The 3,017-nt window shown below is 52.5% G+C and carries 3 protein-coding genes; 1 reads left to right on the top strand and 2 read right to left on the bottom strand.

The features are described 5' to 3' along the window. Both G497_RS0112455 and yqeB read right to left on the bottom strand, forming a co-directional pair. On the bottom strand, positions 1 to 418 hold a 418-nt coding region (locus tag G497_RS0112455; protein ID WP_027188385.1), incomplete at its 3' end, for a hypothetical protein. Between the two features lie 486 nt (positions 419 to 904). Further along, positions 905 to 1,708: a selenium-dependent molybdenum cofactor biosynthesis protein YqeB gene (yqeB, locus tag G497_RS0112450; protein WP_051258108.1), complete on the bottom strand. Its 804-nt coding sequence runs from the start codon at positions 1,706 to 1,708 to the stop codon at positions 905 to 907. A gap of 283 nt (positions 1,709 to 1,991) precedes the next feature. Between yqeB and G497_RS18120 the strand changes: the two genes are divergently transcribed. Then, complete coding sequence (locus tag G497_RS18120) at positions 1,992 to 2,966, top strand: NADH:flavin oxidoreductase/NADH oxidase (RefSeq protein ID WP_084516284.1); 975 nt, start codon at positions 1,992 to 1,994, stop codon at positions 2,964 to 2,966. Positions 2,967 to 3,017 lie beyond the last annotated feature (51 nt).

The following is a 3,017-nucleotide window of genomic DNA, read 5'->3' as shown; positions in this document are numbered from 1 at the left end:
TCTTATCAAGCTCGTCATCGGGCAAAGCAATATTGGCTTGCTCGAAGTCCTTCCTGATTTTTGCGGTACATATCATCGAAAACTCTTTTGAAAATCCAAAGCCCCTTCTTGACATCAATAAAAAAGCAGGAATAGACATCAATGGAAATGAAAGGACATAAACAGCTAGACCGACTGCGACTTGGCTGGATATCACTAGCGTTACCATAATAACGCTGAAAAACGCAGGTAACTCTTTAACTCTATCACCTACAGGAGTCGACAAGAGCCCATATATATATTTGCCTGTTATGAAATCAATCAACAAAAAAAATAACGAAGTCAATATTCCAAGAAGGAGCATACTAAATATATTAAAATTGTTAGAATTTACTATACTTTTAAGAAATCCCACCGGCTTAACCTCATAATCTTTCATTGGAACTCCTTTGCATTTTTAATAATCCATCCATATATAATTAACCGTTAAAAAAAATCAGTTAACATTTATTTACAATTATACAAACAAAAGCAATTCGTCAATACACCTACGATGCCTATAAGGTACTATTATTTCCAAGAGAGATCTTCCGTGTACAGCACCGTCAAGACTGCGGGCTTTATCTGGAGCAATAAACATAAACCAAAACCCTACAGCTTTTTCCTATTTTTAATAACGAACACCTCAACCTCAGACACAGAGCATTCTTCACTAGAAACATCGTTGACGGTTATCAGTTCAAACGTAGTCTCATTATTCTTCAACCCGTTGCAGTGCCCATTTTAAAACTTACCTACTGATTTGCATTTCGGAAACGCTCAGTTATTTCGTTTGGCAAGGCACGAGCTTTTTTGGAAACAGGAGTGGACTCTTCCGTCCTCGACTGTTTCAAAAAAAGCGAGCAACGCCGCCAAACGGAATAAATCAGCGTTTCTCATTCCCCATAACCGCCGTCAACACCGCCCCCCCAAGGCTTCTAGCTTTATCAGAAACGGTGAAGCAATAAGCCTTGTCGCCGCGTGGGTCGATGTCGCCAATTTTACACCCGGCGGGCACGCTCACGCCGGGGGCGATGCAGCCGCGCAGCGTGCCGCTTATTTCAGCCAGCACGGGTTGCCCTGCCACCTGCATCACCGTTTCCCCCTGAACGATATTGTCGCCCAGTTCTTTCAGGGGCTTTACTGCGCCTGCCACAGGGGCACGCAGCACCCGCTGGAAGGTATAACCCATAACGGCTTCCGGTTCCCCGGTGTTGGGGGTGGCAGCGCCTTGGCGAATAATGCGCCCAAGGGTATGCCCGCGTTGGGTTTCAATGACTGCATGCACGTCTTGCCCTGCCACAAAGCCGGGGCCAAGGCCCAGCACCAGCGGTGCTTCCCCCCTATGGGTGCCAAGGTTGTGTTTGGCAATGGTGGCGTCCACCACCACCTGCGGGTGTATGGCGGGCAGCATGGCCCAGGTGGGGTCGCCCCAAATGCCAATGTTCCCGGCCTGCCATGCAGCGTGCAGCGCTTCCAGGGAATCCACCTGCACAGCGTCAATGCCTTCTACCGTTTGCTTACCCTCGCGCAATGCCTCGCAAAACGAAACGGTGCGCCGCACCGCCAGGGGGGCTGGCTTGTCGAACATCACAAGCTTATGGAACCCGGCATTGTACAGCACCGTGGCAACGCCTGTGGCCATTTCCCCGGCTCCTTTTATGACAATGGGCATATCAAAAATGTGCATAGCAACTCCCGCAGGTGGTTGTTTTTCAAAAGATGACCCGGTAGAAAATGCTGGCTGCGTCCCAAGCCACACAAGTACATACTATGCTTTTTCCGGCTCCCTCACAAGGTACGCACGAAATCTTCCTTGCTACAGGCGTAAAACAGCCCATAAACCCTTGCCGTTTAGCGGCAGGCATCTTATCCCTTTTATGGTAATGTGCATTACTCCAGAGCCAACCCCAAACGCGCTGTTCCCCATGCCGCCCTTACCCCCCTGCACGTTCTATTTTTGCGAGGCCCCCATGCAGCCCAAACTGTTTTCTCCCCTTTCCCTTGCCAGCATCACCCTGCCCAACCGCATTGTTATACCCCCCATGTGCCAGTATGCCGCCGTTGAAGGAGTAGCCCAGAACTGGCACACCGTGCATTACGGCACATTGGCGGCTTCCGGCGCAGGCCTGCTGGTGGTGGAAGCCACCGCAGTGTGCCCGGAGGGGCGCATTTCCCCCCGTTGCCTTATTCTGCAAACCGACGAGCAGGAAGCAGCCCTGGCAAAGCTTGTGCAAAACATGCAAGACATAGCCCCCACTGTGCCCATTTTGCAGCTTGGCCATGCGGGGCGCAAGGCTTCCTGCGACGTTCCCTGGGGAACCGGGGCCTGCCTTAGCCAGGAAGCAGGCGGCTGGCAAACCGTTGCCCCCAGCCCAGAGCCCATGAACACCCAAGACACCCAGCCCCTGCCCCTTACCCTGGAAGAAATAGACACCGTAAAAAAGCAGTTTGCTGCTTCTGCCCTGCGGGCCAAGCGGGCCGGGTTTGCTGGCATTGAACTGCACGGGGCCCACGGCTATTTGCTGCACCAGTTCCTTTCCCCCTTAAGCAACACCCGCACCGACCAGTACGGCGGTTCCCTTGAAAACCGTATGCGCCTTGTGCTGGAAGTGTTCAGCGCCATGCAGGAAGCCGTTGGCAAAGAGTTTATACTGGGGGTTCGCCTTTCCGCCAGCGACTGGGTGGAAGGCGGGTGGGATGTGGAACAAACCGCCCAGCTTTGCCAGCGCCTGGAAGCGTTGGGCTGCGCCTTTTTTGATATTTCTTCCGGCGGGCTGAGCACCCAACAGAAAATTCCCTTGGGTGCCGGGTATCAGGTGCCTTTTGCCCAGCGCATAAAACAGGCTGTAAGCGCTCCTGTTATTGCCGTAGGGCTGATTACGGAACCCACCCAGGCCGAAGAAGTCATGTACCCCCGGCAAAGCCGGGGGCTTGAAATGCTGTGAACCGCTCAAAGCGGTTAGAAACGCTTGAACCGCCTAAAGGCGGCTGCCTCA

This window comes from Desulfovibrio cuneatus DSM 11391, from assembly GCF_000430005.1.
GTDB lineage: Bacteria > Desulfobacterota > Desulfovibrionia > Desulfovibrionales > Desulfovibrionaceae > Frigididesulfovibrio > Frigididesulfovibrio cuneatus.
The sequence above is the reverse complement of the archived record's forward strand: the minus strand, read 5'-3'. Positions and strand labels throughout refer to the sequence as shown.

What these genes read in the sequence shown, in the direction of transcription:
- yqeB (WP_051258108.1), bottom strand. Translation starts at nt 1,708, where the DNA reads ATGCACATTTTTGATATGCCCATTGTCATAAAAGGAGCCGGGGAAATG.
- G497_RS18120 (WP_084516284.1), top strand. Translation starts at nt 1,992, where the DNA reads ATGCAGCCCAAACTGTTTTCTCCCCTTTCCCTTGCCAGCATCACCCTG.